At 70.0% G+C, this 783-nt stretch carries 1 protein-coding gene; it reads left to right on the top strand.

Going from position 1 to position 783, the window contains the following annotated elements; genetic code table 11:
- Window positions 1-701 (top strand): IS701 family transposase (locus QM806_RS40890; protein WP_283295044.1); only part of this gene is annotated, 701 nt, incomplete at its 5' end.
- Window positions 702-783 lie beyond the last annotated feature (82 nt).

Raw genomic sequence — 783 nt, 5'->3', positions numbered from 1 at the left:
AGATGGCGATCGAGATGATCGACGAGCTGACCGAGTGGGGCCGGATCCCGCCGGTTGTGGTCGCGGACGCCGGATACGGCGACACCACCGCCTTCCGGCTGGCGCTGACCGAGCGGGGCATCGACTACGTCGTCGCCGTCAAGGGCGCGACCAGCGCCCATCCCGGCGACGCGGTCCCGGAGACTGCGGCCTACAGCGGCCGCGGGCGCCCGTCGACGCCCCGTTACGGCCCGCACACGACCTGCAAGGACCTCGTCCTCGCTGCCGGACGCAAGTCCCTGCGCACCGTGACCTGGCGCAAGGGAAGCAAGGCCGACCCCACCAACCCGACCGCGTCGATGCGCTCGCGGTTCGCCGTGTTGCGGGTCCGTCCGGCGAACCGGGACATCCCCCGCGCCGAGGACGGCGCCCTGCCCGCGGTGTGGTTGCTCGCCGAGTGGCCGACCGGAGCGGATGAGCCGACCGACTACTGGCTCTCCACCCTCCCCGAGGACATCCCGCTGCCCGAGCTGATACGGCTGGCGAAGATCCGCTGGCGCGTCGAGCACGACTACCGGGAGCTGAAAACCGGTCTCGGACTGGATCATTTCGAAGGTCGTTCCTGGCTGGGCTGGCACCACCACGCCACCCTGGTCACCGCCGCCCACCTGTTCCTCACCACCCTCCGGCTCACCGACCCAAAAGCAGCTGGGCAGGACTGACCCTGTACGGCGTTCTCCGCGAACTCCAACGCGCACTTGCCCGTTGGGTCGGTACCTGCCCACTGTGCCACCACACCTTCCC

The organism is Rhodococcus sp. IEGM 1351, assembly GCF_030056875.1.
GTDB lineage: Bacteria > Actinomycetota > Actinomycetes > Mycobacteriales > Mycobacteriaceae > Rhodococcus_F > Rhodococcus_F opacus.
The sequence above is the reverse complement of the archived record's forward strand: the minus strand, read 5'-3'. Positions and strand labels throughout refer to the sequence as shown.